Here is a 602-nt window from a genome sequence, read left to right as displayed (position 1 = left end):
GGCTCCATAGCTTAGGTCTTAACAGACGTCCATGTCAAATATTGAGCAAAAATTATGTCGGAATTCCAGATCACCAAAAAGTCCATGGACTATAGCACACGAAAATCGGCAAAATGGGGGGTTTACCTGCTCTGGGGCACATTTGACCTTTAAAATGGGACGTTTTGGCCGTGAGGGCTAACTGGCTCCATAGCTAAGGTCTTAACGGACGTCCACGAAAAATTTTGGCAAAAATTATGTCGGAATTCCAGATCACCAAAAAGTCCATGGACTATAGCACACGAAAATCGGCAAAATGGGGGGTTTACCTGCTCTGGGGCACATTTGACCTTCAAAATGGGACGTTTTGGCCGTGAGGGCTAACTGGCTCCATAGCTAAGGTCTTAACGGACGTCCACGAAATATTTTGGCAAAAATTATGTCGAAATTCCAGATCACCAAAAATTTCATGGAGTGTATCGCATGATAATCTTCTAAAATGGGGGGTTTACCTAATCCGGGGCAGATTTGACCTTCAAAATGAGATGTTTTGGCCGTGAGAGACAACTGGCTACCTAGATAAGGTCTTAACGGAAGTCCACGAAAAATTTTGACAAAATTTA

General features: G+C 43.2%; 1 protein-coding gene. It reads right to left on the bottom strand.

Annotated elements, in window-relative coordinates; translation table 11 throughout:
- Positions 1-375: 375 nt before the first annotated feature.
- Positions 376-602, bottom strand: a 227-nt coding sequence (locus B5P40_RS33190; RefSeq protein WP_220089785.1) for a hypothetical protein, incomplete at its 5' end; no start/stop codon positions are given.

The organism is Bacillus sp. SRB_8, from assembly GCF_003264205.1.
Lineage (GTDB): Bacteria > Bacillota > Bacilli > Bacillales > Bacillaceae_G > Bacillus_A > Bacillus_A mycoides.
This window is presented reverse-complemented; position numbering and strand designations above follow the sequence as displayed.